This window comes from Gordonia sp. OPL2 (assembly GCF_003797825.1).
Taxonomy (GTDB): Bacteria; Actinomycetota; Actinomycetes; order Mycobacteriales; family Mycobacteriaceae; genus Gordonia.
Genome location: NZ_RKME01000005.1, coordinates 26,462 through 50,987, shown reverse-complemented (window position 1 = coordinate 50,987; position 24,526 = coordinate 26,462). Strand labels below are relative to the sequence as shown.

The window sequence follows — 24,526 nt, the reverse complement described above, 5'->3', positions numbered from 1 at the left end:
CACCTGGGAGATCTCCCCCGTGAACGGCAGCTCCCCATGTGGTTGGCAGCCGGAAGGCTCAGACCGGCTCGGGCAGCTCCGAGCGCTCATCGGACGACTCGGTGTGCCGTGCCGCCGGGTCGTCGGGTGTGCGAATGAACAGAACGACGGCGATCAGGACGAAGCTGAGCACACCGGCGACGGTGAAGACCCGCTGCACGCCGTGGCTGATCGCCTCGGCCTCCGCCACACCGACCTCGCGGTCGGCGGTGGACACGACGGTCATGACGGTGATGAACAGCGCCGTCCCCGCGGCGCCTGCCACCTGCTGGAAGGTGCCCAGCACAGCGGACCCGTGTGAATACAGTCGCGGCTCGACGGACCCCAGTCCCAAGGTCATCAGCGGCGTGAAGGTCGCCGAGAGTCCAAGGCAGAGAAGTGCATTCGCGCCGAGCAGCCACCAGAGCGAGGTCGACGGGCTGACGAACACCAGCATCCACACACCGATGCTGACGATGATCGTGCCCGGGATCGCCAACACCCGCGGCCCGTGGGTGTCGTAGATCCGTCCGACGATCGGTCCTGCGAGCCCCATGATCAAACCGCCCGGCAGGGTGAGCAGGCCGGTCGTGAGCGGATCGAGCCCGAGGACCGTCTGCGCGAAGTACGGCACGACGATGAAGGTGCCGAGCATGGTGGCCATGGCCACGACCATGGCACCCATCGACAGCGAGAACTGTCGGGACCGGAACACGCGGAGATCGAGAAGGGCCCGATCGCTGCGCTGCAGCACGAGCTGGCGCACGATGAACGCGGACAGCGCGAGGACGCCGACCACGAACGGAACCCACACCGGCACCGAGGAATCCGACTCGGCCGACTCGCCGATGCCGGCCAGGCCGTAGACGAGTCCGCCGAACCCGAGCACGGCCAACGGGACCGACAGATAGTCGATGGGTGTCGACACCCGCTCCCCGACGGGCCGGACGAGGACTGCGCCGAGGATCAGTGCGGCGACCGCGATCGGGGCGACGAAGCCGAAGATCCACCGCCAGCCGAAGTGATCGAGGATGAACCCCGACACGGTGGGTCCCAGCGCGGGAGCCACGGCGATGACGACGGAGATGTTGCCCATCATGACACCACGGCGGTGCTCGGGGACCACTGTCATCACCGTCGTCATGAGCAACGGCAGCATGATCGCGGTGCCGATCGCCTGGATGACCCGCGCGATCAGCAACACCTCGAATCCCGGTGCGAAGAAGGCGATCACGGTTCCGGCCGTGAACGCCGACATCGCGACGACGAACAGGGTGCGGGTACCCGCACTCTGGATGAGAAAGCCGGTCAGCGGGATCACCACGGCCATCGTCAGCATGAAGGCGGTGGTCAGCCACTGGCCGACGCTGGGCGGAACGTCGAGATCGCGTTGCAGCACCGGGATCGCGATGCTCATGACGGTCTCGTTGAGGATGACCACGAACGACGCGACGAGGAGCACGCCGATCAGCAGGAGGTTCTGCCGCGAGATGGTGTCGCCGGCGGTCTCGGGTGAGGAGTGGGCAGCGGGCACGGGAAGTCCTTCGGAGTACGAGGTGGCCAGGAGTTGGCCACGGCCGCCTCGGTCGACGGCGTCGGATGGATTGACCGGGACAGGCGTGAGAACTCATCGCCTGCATCAGTGCGCTCACCACATGAATCGGAACGCTATCAATCCCCGCCGACATCGCGCGAGTGGTTTACCGGCACTAGATCGGCCCGCCAAACTATCGGCCCGGCAATCGATCGGCCCGGCCGACGCCGGCCCCGAGCAACGGAAAACCCCGCGCCGACGATGCGGCGCGGGGTTTCTCGAGTCGGGTCGGCTGGTCGCAGTCGACTAGTCGGAGTTGAAGTAGCTCAGCAGTCGCAGGATCTCGACGTAGAGCCAGACCAGGGTGACCGTCAGGCCGAGGGCGACGCCCCAGGCGGCCCGCTCCGGTGCACCGGCACGGATCAGCCGGTCGGCGGCGTCGAAGTCGAGCAGGAAGCTGAACGCGGCCAGGGCGATGCAGACGAGCGAGAAGATGATCGCCAGCGGACCGCCGTTGCGGAGACCGAAGCCCTCACCTCCGTTGAACAGTCCGATCACCAAGTTGCCGAGCATCAGCACGATGACGCCGATCATGCCGGCGAACAGCATGCGGGTGAATCGCGGCGTGACGCGGATCGCGCCGACCTTGTAGACCAGGAGCATGCCGAAGAAGACACCGAAGGTGCCCAGCACGGCCTGTCCGATCAGTGCTCCCGCCGAGGTGTCTCCGGCGACCACCATGTTCGCGAAGACGAACGAGATGGAACCGACGAAGAGACCTTCGAACAACGCGTAGGCCAGGACGATGGCCGGGTTGTCCTGCTTGCGTCCGAACGAGGCGACAAGGACCAGGGCCAGACCACCGAGCGCGCCGACCAGCATCAGCGGCATCGCCAGGCTCGCCTGAGCGGATTCCGTGGCGCGGCTGCTGATCGCGAAATACGTGGCGATGGCCGAGATCGTCAGCACGCCCAGGGTGATGGCGGTCTTGGTGACGACGTCGTCGATGGTCAGCTGACGGCTGACCGGTGGGGCCTGGGTGTACGGATCGGTCTGCTGCCCCTGCTGACCCCACATGGCACCCTGACCGGCGGCGGCCGCTCCGGCGCCGAAACCGGCGTAGCCGGTCTGGTTATCGCGGACGACACCGCGCATAACCGGATTGCTGCTCTCTCGCACGAATGTGCTCCTTCGTCGTCGTGTCTGCGGTGACAGTTGCTCTGGGTTGACAACGGATACGGACACCGTCGAGTTCCGACTTTACCTTCTCTTGACTTTCATGTCGTGCGAGAACCCGGTGTCGGCGATCGTGTCAGTCCGCCGACCTCTGCCGGTCCAGCCAGGCGCGCACATCGCGCGGGCGATCCGCGGCGCCCAGGACACCCCGTGCCGCGCGGCCCAGACACACCGATCGCATCAGCGACTCGGCCAGCGCGAGATCGTCTCCCCAGGGCAATCCCGGTTTGGCCAGCATCAGTGAGGCCACCCCATGTGCCGCCGCCCAGAACTCCAGCATCACCTCGGCCACGTCCGTCTCCGGGAAGAAGCCCTCGCCGGCGAGTTCGCTCACCGTCTCGGAGACCCGGGTGAAGGCCGAGGCGGCGAGCACCTCGTCGACCTTCGACGGCCCGGCCGGCGCGGATTGCCGGAAGGCGATCCGATAGAGCACCGGTGTCGACACCGCGAACCGCACGTACGCGAGCCCCTGCTGCAGGGCACGCTCGAGCGGATCGTCGACACCCACCGACGCCTCGGCCAGCGCCCCGTCGAGATGTTCGAAGTAACGGGCGCACACCGCGTCGAGGAGTGCCTCCTTGTCGACGAAGTGCAGATAGATCGACGGCGGGGTGACGCCCACGCTCGTCGCGACGGCACGGATCGACACCGCGGCCGCATCGCCGTGTTCGAGCAACAGCGCGGTTGCCGCCTCGATGATCTCGTCGCCCAGGAGTTCACCCGAGCCGCGGGGGGACCGGGTCCGCTTCATCATGTTGTGATTCGTCGCGCTGGTCACTGCTCTCCTGATTCGCAGGGCGTGGGGGCTGGGCCGACTCGGAGTGAGCCGATTCGGAGAGCCCGATCCGATCGTGCAGACGCCGCAGTGGGCCCGGTGCCCACCAGTTCGCGCGGCCGGCCAGGCGCATGAACGCCGGCACGAGCAGCATCCGGATGAGCGTGGCATCCATCAGCACTGCGAGGGTCAGACCCACCCCGAACATACGCATGAACGACACCTCGGAGGCGGCGATCCCGGCGAACACGATGCTCATCAACAGAGCGGCGGCCGTGACGACCCGACCGGTTCGGGCCAATCCGACCGCGACTGCGTGATCGCTGCCGGTGCGGCTGCCGTCGGAGGCGAGCCACTCCTCCCGGATGCGCCCGAGCAGGAACACCTCGTAGTCCATCGACAACCCGAAGGCGATGCAGAACATCAGGACGGGGATGGTCGCGACGAGGTAGCCGGTCGCCGTCGTGCCGAGCCCGCCGAGGTGTCCGTCCTGGAAGAACCAGACCATCGCCCCGAAGGTCGCCGACAGCGACAGGATGTTGAGAACCAGCGCCTTCACCGGCAGCACGACGCTGCCAGTGAACAGGAACAGCAGCACGAAGGTCGCGACGGCGATCGTCCCCATCACCCACGGCAGGTGGGCGTAGATCGCGTCGACGGTGTCCTGGTTGGTCGCCGCGAGTCCGGTGAACAGGACCTCGGCACCCGGTGGCGACGCGACCGCGCGCAACTCGTCGAGTTGGGCCGACCCCTCATCCCGCATCGGCTCCAGGTGGGTCGCGACCGAGACGATCGACTGGTTGCCGCGCGTGTCGTCGGGAGACCCGGCGCCGACCTGACGGCCGTCGACAAAGGTGCCGGCCGACGACGACGCCGAGTCCACCCGCTCGACCCGCGACAGCGCCGCCGTGTAGTCGGCGAGGGCGCGCTGGTCGGGAACGCCGGAGGCCACCACGGTGACCGACGACGACAGGTTCTGCGCGAAGTCGTCGCGGATCTCCTGCTGGATCGCGTGGGACGACGCCGACGGCGGCAGGACCCGGTCGTCGGGGAACCCGAAGCGGATCCCGAGGAAGGGCGCCCCGAGCACGAGCAGGAGCGCGGTCACCACGAGGGCCACCGGCACTGCATGACGGAGGACGAACTGCACCAACCGGTACCAGCGCGTCTCCTCGATGGGCCGCGGTGATGGCGCGGGCCTGCGCAGCAATCGACGGACCGGTCGTCGGACGTCGAGAGCATCCACGCGTCGGCCGAGCACCATCAGCAGTGCGGGCGTGAGGATCAGGGCGGCCATCGATGCGACCACGACCACCCCGATCCCGGCGTAGGCGAACGAGCGCAGGAAGTACATCGGGAAGATCGCCAGGGCCGCGAGCGACAGGGCGACGGTCACTGCCGAGAACGCCACTGTCCGGCCGGCCGTGGCCATCGTCGTCCGGATCGCGGCCGGCCTCTCCGCGCCCCTGTCGACCTCCTCGCGGTAACGGGTCACGATCAGCAGCGTGTAGTCGATGGCCAGTGCGAGGCCCATCGCGGTGGTGAGGTTCAGCGCGAAGATCGAGACGTCGGCGAACTCGGCGATCAGACGCAGCAGCGCGAAGGTGCCGACGATCGCCACGATGCCGATCACGACGGGCAGCGCGGCCGCGACGAGACCTCCGAACACGACGATGAGCACCAGGAAGCTGATCGGGATCGCGATGGCCTCGGCGACCGCGAGATCCTTCGTCGTCTGCTCGTTGACCTGGCTGAACACCAGCCCCTGCCCGCCGACACGGACGGAGATGCCGTCGCGCTCACCGGTGAAGCGCTCCTCGATCTCCTGGGCGTGGGCCGGGCCGTCCTCCTCGCCGCCCGAGAGTGTGGCGACCACGAGGGCCGAGTTCCCGTCCTCGCTGACGAGCGCCGGCGCCAGACCCGGGCTCTCCCAGACGGAGAGGATCGGCCGCTGGACATGGTCGATGGTCTCGAGTTCATCGACGATCTCGGCCCCGACGGCGCGTGCGGCCGGATCGGTGGCCATGTTCATGCCGGCCGGGCCGTCGAGCTTGAGCACCACCTGCAGACCGCCGCGGTCGAAGGTGTCCTCCAGGACCTGATCGGCGCGGGAGGAGGCGGACTGCGGATCGCTGTACCCGCCGGCGAGCAGATGCTGGGCCGCAGTGGCGCCGTAGAGGCCCGCGAACGCGAGCACCAGGACTGCGATCCCCAGGACGACACGAGGTGCACGAAGGATCAGGTCGGTCGATCTGGCCAACATACACACTCCCACCGGTGGCTTACCGGCGTTAAGTTATCAACACTAACCTGGCTGGGTCAATGCCTCGGCGTCGACGGGCGGCAAGCCGAGTCCGCGTCGCACGGTGCGCAGTTCACGACGGACGACGGCCCTCTCCGAACCCAGAACCCCGGTGGCGCGGAGCACTTCGCGCAGACGTACGGCCGGACGCGCGACATCCACGAGATGGTGCAGTGGCGTCCGGCGCAGACCGAGTCCACCGACGGCCGACTCCTCCACCCACCGCGTGCTGATCGCCGAGAACGACGTCGACAGCACGGGTTTGATCACCAAACCCATCGCCGACACGACCGGACCGGGTAGCGGGATCGCGTTCTGCAGGTCGTAACCGTCACGCAGAAGCGCCCGTGTCAACTGTTTGGACACCTCATCCGGCTCGAGTTCGAATTCGGCGGCGATGGTGAACAAGGTTCGCGCAGCCGCGAAGTCGCCGGGCAGCCGATCGTCGTCGACGCCGATGACGGCGCCGATGCGACGCCAGAGGTGGGTGATCGCCTCGCGTTCGGCGCTGCTGTACCGGATGCCGAGATCGCGCCCGATCATCAGCGGCAGCACCAGGAAGCCCCCGCTGATGGTCAGGGCCGAATACGTCTGGTTGATCGGCACCCCCCAGGCGTCGACATCCCACGCGACTCCCGAACCCGAGCGGTCGACGAGCAGGTGATCGCGGATCAGTGCGTGCAGCAGCCGAATCCTGATCGTGGCGACCCAGCCCGCCGCACCGGGACGCATCGATCCCGGCGCTGTCGCCTCGGCTACCCAGCGTGCGGTGTTCTGCACGCGCTCGAGGGTTCCCTCCCCCAGTCGACCCGTCGCCGCCAGCGGACGGACGAATCCTTGCGCCTTGTAGCCGTAGATGAGCGATTGATACAGCGTCGACGACTGCAGGGTGCCGAATCGCCACCAGGCGCGGGCTCCCGCCTCGGCCAGCGCCGGGTCGAACCACGCGGGGCACTCACTCGCCGAACGCAACAGGTCGGCCAGCGCCGGCAGCGTGTCGGGCTCCTCGGCGCCGGTCGCGACCATGTCCAGGAGGCGCGGCCAGGCCACACCGCGCTGATGCATCTGTGCGATCACCGCGTCGGCGAGATCATCGGAGCGCACGAGTCCGTCCTCGAGGCCGGCCACGGCCTCGGGGTGACGCTCTCGGACCGCTTCCCAGTTGCGCGCTCCGGTGATCGACGCGGCGTCCACACGTCCATGGTGATCACCGCGTGTCCGCAGGTCAAGCATGTGGGCGGACGGCCCGACGCCGTGTCCTCTCAGACGCTCGGTGCAGTCGGTCGTCCCAGACGGATCCGGCCGACCCGGCCCACGGCACGGGTGGAACATGTTCTAATTCTCTCCGCCCACACTCCCACTCGCCGATGGATGTGCTTATGCCGGAGAACGATTCGATCGACCCGACCGAGGTCGCGCGCCCGTCGTCGTCGCGCCGCGACCCCGACTGGCTGCGTGGACGTCTCACCGACTGGCTGCCCACCGTCACGCGGTCGCCCGCCACGATCACCCGCCTGGAGATCCCGTCGGCCAACGGCATGTCGAGCGAGACGATCGTGCTCGATGCCGTGTGGGAGGACACCGAACACCGCCTGGTGGCCCGTGTCGCCCCCACACCCGACAGCGATCCCGTGTTCCCGACCTACGATCTCGACCGTCAGTTCAGGCTCATCCAGCACGTCGCGTCGACCACCTACGTACCGCTGCCGACGCTGTACTGGTCCGAGCCCGACCCGGGGCCGCTCGGCGCCCCGTTCTTCCTCATGGGCCGCGTGGACGGGGTGATCCCGCCTGATGTCATGCCCTACACCTTCGGCTCCTGGCTCACCGAGGTCTCCGACGACGACCGGCGGACCGTCGCCGACAAGACGATCGAGACGCTGGCGATGATCCACTCCGCACCGGTGCCCGAGAGTCTGCTCGACCTTCCCCGACCCGGCGAGAGCCCCCTGCGCGCGCACGTCCGACGGCTGCGGGAGTTCTACGCCTGGGCCGCGCGGGGACGCGCCGGATCACCCTTGATAGAGCGCGGTTTCGCGTGGGTGGACGAGCATCTCCCCCTTGAGTCCGACCCCGTGTTGACGTGGGGCGACGCCCGTATCGGCAACGTCATCTATCGGGACCTCTCGCCGGTCGCGATACTCGACTGGGAGATGGCCGCCTACGGTCCGCGCGAACTCGACGTCGCGTGGCTGATCTTCCTGCATCGCTTCTTCCAAGACCTCGCGGAGATGGCCGGGATGGCCGGCCTGCCCGATTTCCTGCGCCGCGACGACGTCGCAGACGCCTATGCACGAACCAGCGGATACGAGCCGCGCGACCTCGACTTCTACATCACCTACGCGGCTCTCATCCACGCCGTCGTGATGTATCGCATCCAGTCGCGCGCGATCCACTTCGGCCAGGCCGAGGAGCCGGCCGACACCGACGACATGATCCTGCATCGTGGCACCGTCGAGACGATGCTGGCCGGCACCTACTGGGCGGGAGTGCGCTGATGCTGTCACCGATGGACGACTACCCCATCCACCAGGTCGCCGAGGTCATCCGCCATGTCGAGACCTCGGACCGCAACTTCTACGACCGCTACTACTTCAATTGCCATGGCCCCGATGCCGATTCGCCGTGGCTCATCATCGGACTAGGCGTCTACCCGAACCTCGGGGTCACCGACTGCTTCGCCGTGGTGCGCCACCGTGACGAACACATCGTGGTGCGGGCGTCGAAGGCACTGGGCGCCGACCGCACGGACCTGACCGTGGGACCGTTCACCGTCGAGATCCTCGACGGTCTGCGGCGCATCCGGGTCGCGCTCGAGGACGGACACGGCGATCTGTCCTTCGACCTCGAGTTCGTCGCCAACGGGCCTGCGGCGCTGGAACCGCGACACTTCCAACGTCAGATGGAACGAGTCACCTTCGACACGCAACGGTTCGTGCAGACCGGCCTGTGGTCGGGCCGGCTGGCCGTCGACGGCGCGCGGTTCGACGTCGAACCGGGGCCGTGGCGCGGCAACCGCGACCGCTCGTGGGGTGTGCGTCCCGTCGGCGAACCGGAACCGCCGGGCCGTCGGGCCGATGCCTCGATCTCCGGGACCTTCTTCTGGATCTACTCGGTGATGGAGTTCTCCGATCACGCGATCGTGGTCGTCGTCCAGGAAACCGAGACCGGCGAGCGTGTCATGGACGACGCCCGACGCGTCTGGCACGATCCGAACCGCGAGCCCGAATGGCTGGGTCATGTGTCCCACGAGATCACCTTCGTGCCCGGCACGCGGGAGGCGGCCGAGGCGACATTGCGTTTCACCCGCCCGTCCGGCGCGGTCACGACCGTCACCTGTCATCCCGATCTGGCGAACTTTCTCGCGTTCGGCACGGGCTACGGGCTGGAGGCCGATTGGCGGCACGGGATGTGGCAGGGCGATCTCAAGGTCTCCGATCTCCACCTCAAGGTCTCCGAGCTCGATCCGACGATGAAGCTGTTCTGCGTGACCGACCACTTCACCCGATTCGTCCGATTCGACGGCGACAACGAGGAAAACGGTTGTGGGCTGTTCGAATTCGCTGCCATCGGACCACACGAGCAATACGGATTCACCGGCTACACTGACACGGCTCCGTGAAAGCCCCGATGGGAGAGTCATGTCGGATACACCGTTCGCGGGCCTGTCCCGTCGCGAATTCCTGGCCCGTGTGGGCGCGGTCGGAGGGGGCGCCCTCCTGACGTCCTGGGCGGCCCCCATCATCGACCGGGCGTACGCGTCGGCCGACCCGGCCGGGACCGGCTCGCTCGACGACATCGAGCACATCGTCCTGTTCATGCAGGAGAACCGGTCGTTCGACCATTACTTCGGAACCTATTCGGGCGTGCGCGGTTTCGGTGAGGCATCCGCGGTCTGGAAGCAGCACGGGTGGGCTCCCGGTGTCGGTCCGACGAGGAGTGGCTACACGCTGCCGTTTCGGCTCGACACCCGCAACGATGCCAACCTCGACGGAGAGTGCATCAACGATCCGGATCATTCGTGGGCCGGTATGCATCGATCGTGGAACGGCGGTCGCAACGACGGCTGGCTTCCGATGTCGATCGCGTCCGTCGGCCCGGCGAATGCCCCTGCGCTGATGGGCTACTACGAGCGCGAGGACATCCCGGTGCATCGGTCACTCGCCGAGGCCTTCACCCTCTGCGACAACTACCACTGTTCGGTCCTCGGCCCCACCGACCCGAACCGGCTCTACTGGATGAGCGCGACCATCGATCCGGCCGGCACCCACGGCGGACCCCTGCTCGAGACACCCACTCTGATACCGAAATTCGCCTACACCTGGCGAACGATGCCGGAGAACCTCCGTGATGCGGGGGTGAGCTGGAAGATCTACAACAACAAGGATCTCGGGCCGGTGTCGAGTGTGGTCCTCGACGGGATGATGGGCTGCTTCAAGCAAGCCCAGAATCCGGCATCCGAACTGGCACGGCGCGGGATCGCACCCACCTATCCCACCGACTTCGCGGCCGATGTCGCCGCCGATCGTCTGCCCGGGGTCTCCTGGGTCATCCCATCGGCACTCAACTGCGAGCATCCGGCGTTGCCCGCGGCGATGGGTGCCGTCGGGATCGTCGAACTGCTCAACATCCTGACCTCGAACCGCAAGGTGTGGGAGAAGACGGCACTGATCATCAGCTACGACGAGAACGGCGGGTTCTTCGACCACGTGACCCCACCGACGCCGCCGGCGGGCACCCCGGGCGAATACGTCAGCGTCCCCGACATCGGTGCCGTCGCATCGTCGAAAGGCATCCGAGGCCCGATCGGACTCGGTTACCGCGTACCGTGTTTCGTGATCTCACCGTACAGCCGCGGAGGTCTCGTCTCGTCGGAGACCTTCGACCACACCTCCCAGCTGCGGCTCATCGAGAAGCGATTCGGCGTCGACGTCCCGAACCTGACGCCATGGCGGCGTCGCGTCGTCGGCGACATGACCTCCACCTTCGACCTCGCCCGCCGACCCGACGCGGCGCGACCGCACTTCGGCGATCCGGTACCGGGCGTGCAGAATGCGCTGGTGCAGTGCGGACCCAATGTCGCAGCGGGAACCCTCGGCAGGGGCCGGCCCTACCCGGTCCCGCCCAACCGCATGCCGCGCCAGCAACCCGGTACCCGCAGGGCGCCGAGCGGGATCGTCTGACCGGACGATCCCACCTGGTCATCTCCCTCGGTCATTTTCGCTCGGCGGTCTCCGAGGCCCATGTCGCCACGAGCCGCTCGGCCAGCTCCGCGCCGGGTGCGAGCACGGTGATCTCCGTCGCGGCCGGGAGGCCGGTGTCCGGGTCGTCGGCGATCCGGAATCGGCCGACGATGAGATGGTCGGCTTCGATTCCCTCACGCGTCGCGGGACGGGCGGACGGGAGACCATGGCTCCCGGTCAGCAATGCAGGACCGTTCGCGAGCCGTTTGAACGCCTTGCGCGCCCCACGATGCCCGTGGCGGAGCAACGCGAACCACGCCCCCGCCTCTGCCGGGACGCCGTCGATCCCGAGGTCGAGGGGGGTACCGTCGGCGGCCGACCACGGATGAACCGCCGACCGGGCTGCCACGCCGAAGGCGCCCGGATCCGGTAGCAGGGCGCCGAGATCGACGACGACGTCCACAGTCCCGTCGCCTGTCTCCGCGAGCAGGGCCGCGACGTAGGCATCGCGGATCGCGTCCGGATCTGCGGTCGCGAGGACGCCGGTCGCGGCGGCGACCGGGCTTCGCCCGGAGTAACCTGCAAGCGCTGGTCGGGCCGCGAGCACGGCCGGGGCGCCGGCGACCATTCGCTCGGCACGCCGCTCGGCCTCCTCCGAACGGGCCAGATCGTCCAGGGCGGTGGTGATCTCGACGATCGACGGGACCGACGCCGTGGGTGCGCGTCCCTCCAGGGCTCCGACGATCTCGGCCGACACCGCACGAAGGGATTCGCGGTCGACTGCCACCTGATGGGCCGCGGCGACGATCGACGGTCGTCGACCCGCCACCACCTCGACCGCGAGCGGGGCGCCCCCGGTGATGCGCACCCGTCCGACGGCGCGCTCGGCTGCGTCCGCGACCGACGCCGACGGCGCCTCGGAAGGGCGTTCTGCGACAACGGAGTCCACCGGCATCACCTCGGTGACCCACACCAGCTTGTTCTTCGGGGTCACCCGCAGCCGCAATGCATCGTGACGTCGGGTCACGGCGCCGACCGCCTCTGCCAAGGCAGCGTCATCGGGTGGTGTGTCGAGGGGGACTTCGGCCGTCACCACGCAATCGTCGACGTCCCGACCCGATGCGCGCAGCCAGTGCACAACGGGGTTCGGCGGCATCGGAATCGGAGTGTCCACCACAGATTCGGACTTCGGTCCGTCACCGTGATCGTCGATCTCTCCGGCCGCCTCGGCGAGCGCGGCCACCGTTCGCAGTTCCAGCATCTGCCGGGAGGTCACCGCAATCCCCGCCTGCACCGCGGCCGCGACGACCCGTAGCGATGCGATGCTGTCACCTCCGAGGGCGAAGAAATCGTCGTCGACGCCCACCTCGCTGATCCGGTCCGGCCCGAGACCGAGTTCGCGCGCGATGATCTCGCGCAATGTCGCCTCTCGTTCGGTGGTCGGTTCGCGATGCCGCGTCGGCGCGTCGGCCTCCGGAGCGGGCAACGCGCGTCGATCGATCTTGCCGTTCGGTGTCACCGGGAACCGGTCCAGGATGATCACCGCGGCCGGGATCATGCTCTCCGGAAGTCGACCGATCAACGACGCCCGCAGTGTCTGCCCATCGGATCGATCCGATCCCCGATGCGGTTCGCGCAGCACGACGTAGGCGACGAGCATCGTCGCCCCCGTGCGTGTCGAGGTCGTGGGCAGGACGACGGCTCCCTCGACGTCCGGCAGCGCCTCGAGAACGCCGACGATCTCACCGGGTTCGATGCGCACACCGCGGATCGTGACCTGGTCGTCCGAGCGACCGAGGACATGGAGTGCTCCCGCACGGTCCCATCTGGCGAGATCACCGGTGCGGTAGAGCCGCTCGCCCGGTGTGGAGGCGAGGGGGTGGGCGATGAACCGTAGTGCGGTCTCCGGGCCGCGGCCGAGATAGCCGTCGGCCAGATGCGCTCCGCCGACGTAGAGTTCGCCCCGGACGCCCGGCGCAGTCGGGCGCAGACTGCGATCCAGCACGTACACCGACGATCCGGGCAACGGACGCCCGATCGACACCGACGCGTCCGGGTCCGTGGCACCGACCGTGTGACCGGTGACATCACCGGTGATCTCGGTACTCCCATACAGGTTGACGATCGTCGCGTCAGGTGCGCAGGCGGCCATCCGTCGTGCGGTCTCCGCGGTCAGCACCTCACCCGAGCAGACCCATCGGCGCAGCGACGGCAGCGCGCCCGCATCGGCTACGAGACGAGCCATCGTCGGGACAGTGACGAGTTCGGTGATCTGCTGTGCGCGAATCATCTCGGCGAGCGCAGACGGATCGCGGGCGGTCGTGTCGTCGGCGATCACGACGGTCCCACCCGCGCAGAGCACACCGAACAGTTCCGTCGACGCGTCGACGAATCCGATGGCGGACTTCGATATTCCGACTGCGTCCGGACCGATCCCGAAGTCGCTCTCCGCCAACCCGATCCGATGGGCGAGCGCCGCATGCGACAGCACCACGCCCTTCGGCGTCCCCGTCGAGCCCGACGTGTAGAGGAGCATCGCCGACGACGCGGGATCGACGGGCGACACGACGACGTCCGGCGCGGTCGGCTCTAGCGTGTCGCGGTCGAGGATGTCGCGGTCGAGGAGGATCGTCTGGGGCCCTTCGTGACGCTCGCAAGCTCGCTCCTCAGGGACCGGTGAGCCACACGCACCGGCCCGCTCCTCAGGGACCGGTGAGCCACCCGCACCGGCTCGCTCCTCATCAGCCGATGAGCCACCCGTCGGCGCGTCACCGCCCGATCCCTGAGGAGCGCCGCGAGGAACGAGCGGCGCGTCACGAAGGGTCACCCCATCCCCGAGCACGACCGTGGCACCGGAATCACGCAGGACGTGCTCGATGCGATCGGCCGGATGGGTCGCATCGACCGGCACGCACGTGGCGCCGGCGCGCCACACTCCCGCGATCGCGATCGGCAGGAGCTCGCTGCGTGACATGAGGACCGCGACGCGGTCGCCACCGACGACACCCGCCCGGCGCAACCTGTCGGCCACCGATGTGGCCGCGCGGTCCAGGTCCCGGTGATCGACCACGGTCTCCCCGAGGCGGATCGCGGGCTTGTCCGCGTACCGGGTGGCGACTTCCCGGAGCTGCTGGTCGACTGTGGTTCGGCCACACGGACGCTCCGTTCCGGGCGATGCGGGATCTGCGGACGGCAGTGCCCACTCCCGGAGCACCACCGCGCGCTCGTCGTCGTCGAGAAGGCTGACCTGCGAGCGGCGCAGGTCGAGTGAGGAACACAGAAGCCCCAGTGCACGATCCAGATGTCGCGCCACCATCTCGACCGTCGCGCGGTCGAACAGGTCGGTCGCGTAGTCGAGCCGGACGTCGATGGCGCCGGAGCCCGTATGCTCGGTCACGTCGACGGTCAGATCGAATTTGGCGGTCCCCGGATCGACGGGTGTGACCTCGGTGGGCAGGCCGGCGAAGTCGGGAATCCCCCAGTCCGCCCGGAACTGAACCATGACGCCGAACAACGGATGTCGACCCATGGCCCGCTCCGGCGACACCGCGTCGACGACGGCTTCGAACGGCACATCCGACAGCGACATGGCATCCAGGTCGTCGGCCCGAATCCGGTCGATCAGTTCACCCAGTGTCGGGTCACCGCCGAGATCGGTACGCAGCACGACCATGTTGACGAAGAACCCCACCAGCGCGTGAACGGCGGCATCGTCGCGTCCGGCGACCGGCGTGCCGACGACGATGTCGTCGCCCGCACCGTCTTCGGACAGCGCCAGGGCGACTGCCGCATGGACGAGCATGAACATCGACACCCGACGGTCGCGAGCAGTCCCCCGCAGACGATCGGCGATCGCCGGATCGAGGCGAAATGCCACCCGGTCACCGCGGTAGCTGGTGATCGACGGCCGTGAACGGTCATACGGCAACGCGAGTTCCTCGGGCGCACCGTCCAATCGGCGCCGCCACCGGTCGATCCCCTCCTGTCGTCGGGGATGATCACGCACCACGTGCTGCCAATGCGTGTGATCGCGGTAGGACACCGGCAAGGGCGCGGTGGCGAACGGAGATGTCCAGTCACCGGCGGCGCGCGCGAGGTAGGCACGCGACAGATCGTCCACCAGGATCGGCGATGACCATTCATCCCCGGCGATGTGATGGACGAGAAGCACGATCCAACAGTCGGATTCGGTACCGTCCACACCGGCGCCCTCACGGATGACGACGGCGCGGAACGGTGTCTGTGTCGCGAGGTCGAAGCGGTACGCCGCCACCGAGCGGATCGTATCGTCGGCGGCTCGGCTGTCGACATCCATCACCGTTGCGGTCCACCGCACCTCGTCCATCGGCAGGACCTGCTGCCAGGCGACACCGTCACCGTCCTCGGTGATGACGGTCCGCAGCGTCTCGTGACGTTCGATCACGTCGTACAGGGCGGCGTCGAGCGCCGCGAGATGGGGTTCTTCCGGTACACGCAACACGATGGGGATGTTGTAGGCCGCGGTCGGGCCTTCGAGCCGGAACAGGAACCACAGCCGTTCCTGCGCCGCCGACAACCCGGTGATCGCGGGTCGTGGCCCGACGTCGCCGATCCGGGGAACGATGCTCTCGGGACGTGCATCGTCCCGGCGTCGGTCGATCATGTCGGCGATCTCGGCGACGGTGGGACGGTCGAAGACGTCGCGCATCTCCAGACCCACACCGAACTGCTCGCCGAGGGTGTTGAGCAACCGGGTGACGAGCAGGGAATGTCCGCCGAGAGCGAAGAAGTCGTCGGTCCGCGATCGGCCACCCCGCCGGAGGACCGTCGAGAACGCCTCGGCCACCGCCGCCTCGGTCGCTGTCGCGGGCGGCGTGAGGTCGTCGGATCGGACGTGGAACTTGGGTAGCGCCCGCCGATCGATCTTCCCGTGTGCCGATCGCGGGACCTCGGCGATCTCCACGATGCTCGACGGGATCATCTGCGAGGGCAGAGCATCTGCGACGTGCGCACGCACCGTCGCGACATCGATCGGTGACGTCAACGCGGTGACATAGGCGACCAACATCGGGTCGTCGTGTGCGTCGCGGACGACCGACACGATCGCCTCGTCGACCCCGGGTGCCTGCGCGACAGCACGTTCCACCTCGGCCGGTTCGACCCGGACACCACGTATCTTGACCTGGTCGTCGGCACGTCCGATCACCCGGATGCGACCGCCGTCGCCGCGGACGGCACGGTCGCCGGTGCGATACATCCGGGCGCCCGATGCGCTCGGGTCCGCGATGAAGCGGTCGGCGGTCCATTCCGGTCGGCCGTGATAGCCGCGCGCGAGTTGGATGCCGCCGATGTAGAGCTCTCCGACGTCGCCGTCCGGCACCGGACGCAACCACGAGTCCAGGATCGCCACCCGGCATCCGGGGACCGCGGATCCGATCGTCACCACCTCGTCGGTGCGGACCTCACCATAGGTCGCGTCACCGGTGACCTCCGTGGAGCCGTACGAATTGATCAGCCGCGCAGCCGGATCGGACTCGTACACCCGGCGCACGACCGCCTCCGGCAACGATTCACCGCTCGAGACCCACAGCCGGCCGGTCGACGTCGTCGCCCCGTTGCCGCTGTCGACGAGTTCGCGAAGGAGCGACGGCACCGCAGTCAGACTCGCGACGTGGTGGCGGGCCAGGAAGTCGACGAGAGCCCGCGGGTCCCTGGCGGCATCGCCATCGGCGACGACGATCCGATCGCCGCGGACGAGCGCCCCGAACACCTCGGTGATCCCGTCGATGAAGCCGATCGGGCTCTTCCACAACGTGGTCCGATCAGATGGGCTGTGCCCCACGTCGTGGTGCAGCCACTCCCGCGCCGCCCAGGCCAGTCTGTTCACCAGGCCCGCCTGGGTGACCATCACGCCTTTCGGGACGCCGGTGGAGCCGGAGGTGTATGCGATGCAGGACAGGTGATCCGGGTGCATCGGAATCCGATGTGCCTCTGCGCGAGGTGGTTCGGACTCCAGTGCCTCTGCACGCGCCCATGTCGCGCGGTCGTCGAGATGCACGACCGTCGCGGCTGTGTCCGGCACTGCGACATCCTGCCGGGTGAGGACGATCCTCGGACGGCTGTCGGTGAGTATGTGGCGTAGGCGATCTGCGGGATAGTCGGGATCGATCGGGACGAGAGTGGCTCCGGTGATGGCGACCGCGGCCAGTGCGACGACCGCGGACTCGTCGCGCGGCAGGAGTACGGCCACCCGGTCGTCGGGCAGGACGCCGTCGGCGAGCAACAGCCCGGCGAGCAGCCGAACGCGCCGTTCGAGATCCGCCCGGCCGATCTGCACATCCCCGGCGACGACCGCCATCCCGTCACGATCGGTACAGGCGCCGGCACCCAGGCTCGCCGACAGCGCATCTGCGAACGTCGACACCGACAGCGCGGGATCCGCCGACTGCACGTCGGTGAACGATGCGACCTGCGCCGCTCGAGCGACCGGTTTTTCCCACCCTTCGGGTTGTGCTGCGTGACAGAGCACGTCGGCGAGATCCCCGGCCAGTTCGGACAGCCGCCGGCGGTCATATCGCGAGTCGTCGGCGTCGAGTTGCAATTCGATGGCACCGCCGACGGATCGTCGCACCGTGACCGTCAGTTCCTCGACCGGGCCACGCGCCAGCGAGTGCACCGTCACGTCCACGTCGCCGAAGCTCAGATGGTCGTCGATGGCCTTGACGTTCAGCCAGATCGACGGCAGTCCGCGTTCCCCGAGACGCGCGATGTCCTCGCCCCGGAATCGGGAGTGCGGACGGATGCGCCGGATGCCGGTCATGGCGGCCGATGTCACTTCGTCGACCGTCGACCACCCGTCGACCGACAGAGCGAGTGGTACCACGTTGACCACCATCGTCGGGACGGCGAAGGCCGGTGTGCCGAGCCGGTTCATCATCGGATAGCCGAGCACGACCCGAGGCGACCCCGCTCGCCCGCCGATGTGCGCGGCGAGGATTCCGGTGACCGCATCCCCCCACGACCCGCCGTGCCGCGCACCGAGGTCGGCGAGAAGCTCGGCGGTGGCGCCGTCGACGGTCGCCCGATCCGAGATGACCCCGCTCGTCCGACGTTCCGGCCCGTCGGGCCGGCGCAGGGTGGTGACGTCTCCGGTGGCGGCCAGTTCGTCGCGCCAGAAGTCTTGGTCGAGAGCATGATCTTCGGACGAGCGGTAGCGCGACTCGGCGTCGAGCACGTCGGTCAGCGGATCGAACCACGCCTCACGAGCCGGAGACCCGGTTCGGCCGGCGGCGTACAGTTCGGCGACGCGCCGGCCGAGCAGTCCGAGCGCGAACACGTCCGCGACGATGTGATGTGCACGCACGCACACGATGACCGGGGTGTGGCCCGGCGCCTCCGGGGAGTCCTCACCCAGCCGGAGCACCGTCGCCTCGAAGCAGGGGTCGGTGGCGGGGTCGAGGGGTGTGTGCGCAGCGTCCCACGTCCATCTGGTGGCTGCGGCAGCCGGGTCGACCTCCCCGGACAGGTCGATCACGGAGACGTCATCCACCCGGTGTGCATGGGGCCGGGCGATGACCTCACCGTCGGCGGTGCCGAACGCGCAGGACAGTCCGGGCGCCTCGCCGACTGCGGCGGAGATCGCGTCGACGAGCGAACGCAGGTGGACGGGTTCGTGGGGTTCCCACACCTGTCCGACGACGAATGTCGACGACGGCCCGATCAGCTGTTGGCCGTACCAGACTCCCGCCTGGGCGCCGGTGACGCCGATCGCGGTGACGGTCTGTTCGGTCATCAGGTTCCTCTCAGTCGCGGAATCACCAGTGGTGTATGGGATTCCGGGTCGTCGATGATTCGGCAACGCAGGCCGAAGACCTCGTCGATCAGTTGGGCGTCGACGATGTCGGCCGGCCGCCCCTGGGCCACGATCCGCCCGTCCCTCATCGCCACGAGGTGATCGGCGTACCGGAAGGCGTGATTGAGGTCGTGCAGCACGGCGACCATGGTGCGGCCGCGTTCCCGATTGAGTTCGTGGCACAGATCGAGCAGTTCGATCTGATGGGCGATGTCGAGGAACGTGGTGGGTTCGTCGAGCAGGACCAGTGGGGTCTCCTGGGCGAGGACCATCGCCACCCAGACCCGTTGTCGCTGACCACCACTCAGTTCGTCGACCAACCGAGCCGAGAGTTCGGTGACCCCGGTGGCGGCCATCGCCTCCTGCACCGCCGACTCGTCGTCCGGTGTCCACTGCCGGAACATCGACTGCCGGGGGAATCGGCCGCGCGCGACGAGTTCGGCGACGCGGATGCCCTCGGGCGCCACCGATGTCTGCGGCAGCAGACCCAGACGGCGCGCGACCTCCTTGGCGGGATATGCGCGGATCGACCTGCCGTCGAGGATCACCGATCCCGACGTCGGCGTGAGAAGTCGCGAGAGCGCCCGCAGCAGGGTCGATTTGCCGCAGGCATTCGGCCCGACGATGACGGTGAAGGCCCCATCCGGGATGTCGATGGACAGCGACTCGCTGATGACACGTTCGTCATAGCCGATGGTGATGTCCTGCGCTCGCAGCCGGCTCTCTGCGGCAGGCACCGGTGTGTGGTTCGTGGTCATTGTCGTCGAGCCTCCTGTGCCAAGAGCCAGACCAGATAGACGCCGCCGACCGATGCCGTGACGACGCCGACCGGAAGCTGGGTGGGCGCGAACGCATGTTGGGCGACGTAGTCGCTGCCGACGAGTAGGAGCGCACCCATCGCGGCTGCTGGCGCGAGGGCCACACCCGCGCTGCGGGTGAGTCGACGGGCGAGCTGCGGGGCGGCCAGGGATACGAAGGCGATCGGTCCGGCGACGGAGGTCGCGATCGCTGTGAGTGCGACGCCGAGCACGATCACGAACAGTCTCGTCGGTTCCACCCGCACGCCGAACGCGCGAGCCGTGTCGTCGCCCATCTCCATCACCGGCCCGATGTACGCCGCGATCATGATGAACGGCACCAGGATCGCCGAGACCACCAACGCTGGTGTGGCATCCGCCCAGGTGATGCCGTTGAGGGTGCCCGCGCCCCACGTGGCGGCCGAGAGCGCGTCGTCGAGGTCGGCCTTGAGGATGAGCCAGGTGTTCAGCGACGCGAGCATGGCACTCAGCGCGATGCCGACGATGATCAGCCGGAATCCTTGGACGCCCCGTTTGAATGCGAACACGTAGACCGCGAGCGCGGTCGCGACACCGCCGAGGAGCGCGCCCAGCGCCGTTCCGTACTGGTGATCGGTGCCGATGATCAGGATGGTCACCAGCGCGCCGGAATAGGCGCCGGTGTTGAAGCCGATGATGTCGGGGCTGCCCAGTGCGTTGTGGGTGAGCGACTGGAAGATCGCACCGCTGACCCCGAGCACGGCACCCAGGACGAGGGCACAGGCAACGCGCGGCAACCGCCACTCGGTGATCACCAGGTTCTCGAATCGTGTTCCGCCGCCGACCAATGTCTCGATCACCCGCACGGGGGCGATCGGATAATCTCCGGTGCCAAGCGCGACCACGGCGACGAGCAGGGCGGCGATGGTGAGCGTGAGGATGACGATGACAGACCGGACGCCGATGCGCACCGACGGCGATCCGTGTGGGCCACGGAGGACGATCACCGATCGACCGAAGTCGATCGCCGTGGTCTCCCGGGTCAGTGTGCGGGTCACAGGCCGCTCGCCTTCGCCCGGCGCACCAGCAGGATCAGCACCGGCGCACCGATGAATGCGGTGACCACGCCCACCTGCATCTCCCCGGGGCGGATGATCACTCGGCCCACGACGTCGGCGAGCAACACGAGGATCGCTCCACCGAGAACGCTGTAGGCGACGATCCACCGTTGATCGGGCCCGACGACCCAGCGTGCGATGTGCGGGATCATCAGTCCCACGAAGGAGATCGGTCCGGCTGCCGCAGTCGCTGCGCCACAGAGCAACGTGACCGCGACGGTGCCGATGACCCGAGTGCGGCCGACGTTCGCGCCCAGCGACCGCGCGGTGTCGTCGCCGAGGGCGAGCGCGTTGAGCGACCGGGCCGCGACCACCGCCAGCACGAGACCGACCACGATGAACGGTGCGACCGCGGCGGTGACGGACAGGTCACGGCCCGCGATGGATCCCGCTCGCCAGTACCGCATCTGGTCGAAGGCCTCGGGATCGAGGAGCGTCAGGCCGGTGGTGACACCGGTCAGCAGCGCGCTCACCGCGACCCCGGCGAGCGTCAGCCGGATCGGGGATGGTGCGGCGCGGCCCATCGACCCGAGCAGGTACACCGCGACGGACACGACGGCGGCACCGGCGAACGCGAACCATACGTACGACCAGATCCCGGTCAGTCCGAGCAGTCCGACTGCCACGGCCACGAAGAACGCCGAGCCGGCGTTGACACCGAGCAGTCCGGGGTCGGCCAGCGGGTTGCGCGTCATGCCCTGGATGAGTGCACCACCCACGCCGAGCGCCATTCCGACGATCAGTCCGAGAACTGTTCGGGGCACCCGCAGTTCACGGATGATGATCGCGTCGTCGGTGTGGGCGCCCGAGAAGACGGCGTCGACGACGGTGCCGAGGGGGATCGTCTTCGCGCCGATCGCGACGCTGAGCGCGCAGACGACCAGGAGCAGCACGACACCGACGACCGCGCCGATGACGCGTCGTGTGTTCGACGCGCTCACCGTGTACTGCGCCGGCGGCGTCGCGGGAGCTGCCTCGGCCGTCCGTGGCTCGAGCCGATTGTCCTGTGGCACCGTGTCAGTCTTCGTCGTCGCCGGGATCGTGGTGATCGAGATTGACGGTTCCGTTGCGCCAGTACCCGTCGACCTTGACGCGGTTCTTGGGGACGCCGAGGTCACGGCGCAGGTACCGACGGATCGGTTTGAGCGTGTTCGCCTCGCCGGCGATCCAGGCGAAGTAGTCGCCCGCGGGGAACTCGGCGTCGCGGATGGCCTCCGGCAACAGCGGACTGCTGCCGGGTTCGGAGTCGCCTCGGTGCAGGTAGGTGACGCGCGCACCGGGTCGGGCCGGGAGGTCGACCTCGTTCTGCGGTCCCGACACCTCGATGAACGCCACGATCTCCTTCTCGGCGGGGAGTTCCTCGAACCACCGGCCGATGGCGGGGAGAGCGGTCTCGTCCGCGGCGAGCAGATACCAGTCGTAGCCGGTCGGATAGATGTGCGAGCCGCGCGGACCGAGCATGCCGAGGCGCTCTCCCCGTTGAGCCTTCGCCGCCCATGATCCACCCACCCCGTGGGTATGCAGGACGAAATCGATGACGACCTCGGCTCGCTCGGCGTCGAAGGCGCGAACGGTGTAGTCGCGATAGGTCGGACGCACTCCGTCGGCGGGTGGCACGATCCCGTTCGGACCGATCCCGGGCATCACGATCTCGTCGGTCCCCGGCTGCGGGAAGAACAGTTTGACGTGTTCGTCGGGCGCCATCGGTACGAAGTGGAAGCCGTCCGGATCGGTGCAGCGGAACGTCACCCGCTGCATCTGTGGGGTCAACGATTCCGACCGGATCACCTCCAGGAACCGTGGCGTGAGGTCGTACATGACCAGGTTGACATCGGTGTGGTGAGGTGCGAGCCGGGCTGTGCTCATCTCATCTCCTTCCAGAAGTGGGCGTATCGGATGTTGCCGTCCATCAGGTCATCGTGTGTGCCCACGGATACCGGGCCACCCGAGCCGTCGAGGAATACGATCTGATCTGCCGCCCGCACGGTCTGCAGGCGATGGGCGATGATCAGGCGGGTGCGTCCCTCGCCGAGATGTCCGAGCGCCTCGCGGACGGCGGACTCGTTCTCCGGGTCGAGCGCAGACGTGGCCTCGTCGAGCAGGACGACCGGGGCATCCTTCAGCAGGGCTCGGGCGATCGACACCCGTTGGCGTTCACCGCCGGACAATGCGGTGCCACGATCGCCTACCTGGGTATCCCAGCCGGCGGGAAGACGTTCCACGATCTCGTCGAGGCGGGCGAGTGTTGCGACGCGGTCGATGTCGGCGGGCGCGGCGTCGGGTTTCCCCATCGTGACATTGTCACGAATCGTGCCGTCGAACAGGTACGAGTCCTGGAAGACCACGGCCACGTGCCGCATCAGGTCGACGGTGCGCAGTTCGCGGACATCTGCGCCGCCCAGCAGGATTCGACCCGCGTCGACATCCCAGAAGCGGGCGGCCAGTCGGACGAGCGTCGTCTTGCCCGTCCCCGACGGTCCGACGACGGCACACACCCCACCGGACGGAATCCGGAACGAGACTCCGTCGACGACCGGCACATCCGCCTCGTAACCGAATCGCACGTCACAGAACTCGACGCCTGCGTCCGCGATACGGGCCGACTGGCCGGGTTCCGCCAGCGGTGGCGTCTGGAGGATCTCGCCGATCTCGTGCACCGTCTGTTCCGCGGCCCAGATGACGCTACCCGTGCGGCCGAGCGCGGCAACGGCGTCGACGATCAGCGTGGCCAACACGACCAGCGAGATCGCCACCGCCACCGAGATGGCGCCGTCCTGAAGGCGCCACCATGCCGTGCACAGGACGGCGGACACGAGCAGAGCCGTCCCGACCGAGAAGGCGGTGACACCGATGATCGCACCACGGAAGTACGACGACGACGCCCGACGAACCTGATGCAGCGCAGCGCGCAGGTCCGTGCCGGCTTCGCCGAGACGACCGTGTGCCCGCAGAACCGCCTGCTTCTGGGCGAATTCGAGAACCTGCGCGCCGATCTCCTGCGTGGCGGCCACCCGGGCGGTGTTGCCCTGGCGGTTCAGATGCGTCGCGACGCGATAGATCACGACGAGCACTCCCGCCGCGACGGCCACCACGAGTGCTGTCGGCAGGTCGACCACCGCGATCACCACCCACAGCGTTCCCGCGGTCGCGACCGCACGGACGTTCAGGGTGACGATGGCGTTGAGCATGACCGCCAGCGACTGGGTGGCGTCGTTGAGCAGTCGGTTCAACGAATCCTGCTGTGCCGGTGTGAACCATCCCAGGGGCAGTGTCATCACGTGGTCCCCGACGCGGTGATGCAGGGTCGCGACCACCTCTGTCGTCACCGAGCGCTGCGCGCGGATCGCCCAGCGCTCCAACGCGAGTGCGATGCCGCCGACGACGACGAACAGGCCGGCCCACCACCAGGCCCGCGGAAAGCGGTCGGCGAACAGGTCGACCATCAGTGGCACCACCAGCGCCAGGCAGCCGGCCTCGAGCACCGCGGCCGCGGCCACCACGCCGAGCGCTCGCGTCAGTCGCCGGCTGGCATCCGGTCCGACCACCTGACGCAGACCGGCGATCATGCCGCCCCTTCGTGACGCTCGGCTATCGCCTCGCTCCTCAGGGACCGGAGTTGGAGCGGACTTGCGACCGTTACGAACCCTTCGTGACGCTCGGCTATCGCCTCGCTCCTCAGGGACCGGAGTCGGAGCGGAGTTGCGACCGTCCCCAGGGACCGGAGTCAGAGCGGACTTGCGGCCCTCCCCCGAT

Annotated in this window: 14 protein-coding genes; 3 read left to right on the top strand and 11 right to left on the bottom strand. The window is 68.2% G+C overall.

The annotated features are described in order from the left end of the window. Nucleotides 1-58: 58 nt before the first annotated feature. The 5 genes from EEB19_RS07150 to EEB19_RS07130 form a co-directional block, all read right to left on the bottom strand. Nucleotides 59-1,552 (bottom strand): MDR family MFS transporter, encoded by a 1,494-nt coding sequence (locus tag EEB19_RS07150; protein WP_262365502.1) that lies wholly within the window; start codon nt 1,550-1,552, stop codon nt 59-61. 306 nt (nt 1,553-1,858) lie between these two features. Next, nucleotides 1,859-2,731, bottom strand: a complete 873-nt coding sequence (locus tag EEB19_RS07145; RefSeq protein WP_187584597.1) for a Bax inhibitor-1/YccA family protein — start codon at nt 2,729-2,731, stop codon at nt 1,859-1,861. A gap of 133 nt (nt 2,732-2,864) precedes the next feature. Further along, nucleotides 2,865-3,542 (bottom strand): TetR/AcrR family transcriptional regulator, encoded by a 678-nt coding sequence (locus tag EEB19_RS07140; protein WP_187584595.1) that lies wholly within the window; start codon nt 3,540-3,542, stop codon nt 2,865-2,867. Continuing rightward, nucleotides 3,505-5,826, bottom strand: a complete 2,322-nt coding sequence (locus tag EEB19_RS07135) for an MMPL family transporter (protein WP_187584593.1) — start codon at nt 5,824-5,826, stop codon at nt 3,505-3,507. Before EEB19_RS07135 ends, EEB19_RS07140 begins: the two co-directional genes overlap by 38 nt. Nucleotides 5,827-5,868: 42 nt before the next feature. After that, nucleotides 5,869-7,059 carry an oxygenase MpaB family protein gene (locus tag EEB19_RS07130; protein ID WP_187584592.1) on the bottom strand — a complete coding sequence of 397 codons (1,191 nt, stop codon included), beginning with the start codon at nt 7,057-7,059 and terminating at the stop codon, nt 5,869-5,871. Between the two features lie 185 nt (nt 7,060-7,244). Between EEB19_RS07130 and EEB19_RS07125 the strand changes: the two genes are divergently transcribed. From EEB19_RS07125 to EEB19_RS07115, 3 genes are read left to right on the top strand one after another with little or no spacing between them, the layout of a single operon-like run. After that, the gene (locus tag EEB19_RS07125) at nt 7,245-8,363 is read left to right on the top strand and encodes a phosphotransferase family protein (RefSeq protein WP_187584590.1); all 1,119 of its coding nucleotides are present in this window, start codon (nt 7,245-7,247) and stop codon (nt 8,361-8,363) included. Then, nucleotides 8,363-9,487 (top strand): hypothetical protein, encoded by a 1,125-nt coding sequence (locus tag EEB19_RS07120; RefSeq protein WP_187584589.1) that lies wholly within the window; start codon nt 8,363-8,365, stop codon nt 9,485-9,487. The genes EEB19_RS07125 and EEB19_RS07120 overlap by 1 nt, the downstream gene beginning before the upstream one ends. 19 nt (nt 9,488-9,506) lie before the next feature. Next, nucleotides 9,507-11,048 carry a phospholipase C gene (locus tag EEB19_RS07115; protein ID WP_187584587.1) on the top strand — a complete coding sequence of 514 codons (1,542 nt, stop codon included), beginning with the start codon at nt 9,507-9,509 and terminating at the stop codon, nt 11,046-11,048. 31 nt (nt 11,049-11,079) lie between these two features. On the opposite strand, the gene EEB19_RS07110 is transcribed toward EEB19_RS07115, so the two are convergent. The 6 genes from EEB19_RS07110 to EEB19_RS07085 all read right to left on the bottom strand — a co-directional run bounded on the left by EEB19_RS07110 (nt 11,080) and on the right by EEB19_RS07085 (nt 24,339). Then, complete coding sequence (locus tag EEB19_RS07110) at nt 11,080-18,819, bottom strand: non-ribosomal peptide synthetase (RefSeq protein ID WP_187584585.1); 7,740 nt, start codon at nt 18,817-18,819, stop codon at nt 11,080-11,082. Continuing rightward, a complete protein-coding gene (locus EEB19_RS07105) occupies nt 18,819-19,637 on the bottom strand; it encodes an ABC transporter ATP-binding protein (protein ID WP_187584583.1) in 819 nt (272 codons plus the stop codon). The genes EEB19_RS07110 and EEB19_RS07105 overlap by 1 nt, the downstream gene beginning before the upstream one ends. After that, nucleotides 19,634-20,713 carry an iron chelate uptake ABC transporter family permease subunit gene (locus tag EEB19_RS07100; RefSeq protein ID WP_262365501.1) on the bottom strand — a complete coding sequence of 360 codons (1,080 nt, stop codon included), beginning with the start codon at nt 20,711-20,713 and terminating at the stop codon, nt 19,634-19,636. Before EEB19_RS07100 ends, EEB19_RS07105 begins: the two co-directional genes overlap by 4 nt. Continuing rightward, complete coding sequence (locus EEB19_RS07095; RefSeq protein ID WP_262365513.1) at nt 20,710-21,714, bottom strand: iron ABC transporter permease; 1,005 nt, start codon at nt 21,712-21,714, stop codon at nt 20,710-20,712. Before EEB19_RS07095 ends, EEB19_RS07100 begins: the two co-directional genes overlap by 4 nt. A 76-nt stretch (nt 21,715-21,790) precedes the next feature. Then, complete coding sequence (locus EEB19_RS07090; RefSeq protein WP_187584579.1) at nt 21,791-22,639, bottom strand: siderophore-interacting protein; 849 nt, start codon at nt 22,637-22,639, stop codon at nt 21,791-21,793. Next, the gene (locus EEB19_RS07085) at nt 22,636-24,339 is read right to left on the bottom strand and encodes an ABC transporter ATP-binding protein (RefSeq protein ID WP_187584577.1); all 1,704 of its coding nucleotides are present in this window, start codon (nt 24,337-24,339) and stop codon (nt 22,636-22,638) included. Before EEB19_RS07085 ends, EEB19_RS07090 begins: the two co-directional genes overlap by 4 nt. Between the last annotated feature and the right edge of the window lie 187 nt (nt 24,340-24,526).

Bases quoted from the DNA above. Each gene is read 5' to 3' on its own strand.
- EEB19_RS07115 (WP_187584587.1), top strand. From the start codon at position 9,507: ATGTCGGATACACCGTTCGCGGGCCTGTCCCGTCGCGAATTCCTGGCC.
- EEB19_RS07085 (WP_187584577.1), bottom strand. From the start codon at position 24,339: ATGATCGCCGGTCTGCGTCAGGTGGTCGGACCGGATGCCAGCCGGCGA.
- EEB19_RS07090 (WP_187584579.1), bottom strand. From the start codon at position 22,639: ATGAGCACAGCCCGGCTCGCACCTCACCACACCGATGTCAACCTGGTC.
- EEB19_RS07110 (WP_187584585.1), bottom strand. From the start codon at position 18,819: ATGACCGAACAGACCGTCACCGCGATCGGCGTCACCGGCGCCCAGGCG.
- EEB19_RS07125 (WP_187584590.1), top strand. From the start codon at position 7,245: ATGCCGGAGAACGATTCGATCGACCCGACCGAGGTCGCGCGCCCGTCG.
- EEB19_RS07135 (WP_187584593.1), bottom strand. From the start codon at position 5,826: ATGTTGGCCAGATCGACCGACCTGATCCTTCGTGCACCTCGTGTCGTC.
- EEB19_RS07120 (WP_187584589.1), top strand. From the start codon at position 8,363: ATGCTGTCACCGATGGACGACTACCCCATCCACCAGGTCGCCGAGGTC.
- EEB19_RS07105 (WP_187584583.1), bottom strand. From the start codon at position 19,637: ATGACCACGAACCACACACCGGTGCCTGCCGCAGAGAGCCGGCTGCGA.
- EEB19_RS07140 (WP_187584595.1), bottom strand. From the start codon at position 3,542: ATGATGAAGCGGACCCGGTCCCCCCGCGGCTCGGGTGAACTCCTGGGC.